Origin of the sequence: Aequoribacter sp. (assembly GCF_965659035.1) — a bacterium.
In the GTDB taxonomy this organism is placed as follows: domain Bacteria; phylum Pseudomonadota; class Gammaproteobacteria; order Pseudomonadales; family Halieaceae; genus Aequoribacter.
Genome location: NZ_CBFHWH010000186.1, coordinates 924 through 1,179 on the forward strand (window position 1 = coordinate 924; position 256 = coordinate 1,179).

Consider the following 256-nt stretch of genomic DNA (forward strand, 5'->3'; position numbering starts at 1 on the left):
CAGAGTCTTGTGGGCGTGTTTCGATAGGTGCCAGCCGATGATGGCTGTCGAGATAGCAATATAGGCAAACGTAAAGCTATTGATCGAGACATAAAGAAGACTGTTGGGCACGAGTACTGTTGTCGGAGGTTTAGGTGCGAGAGTGCTTTGGAGTGAATGCAGAAATAGGAGGGTAAAAAATAGTCCCAAAAAGACGATGACAACGCGTTTTGTGTTGTCGCGGTTATACAGCAAAAAAGTTGCTAGCAGTGTAGGG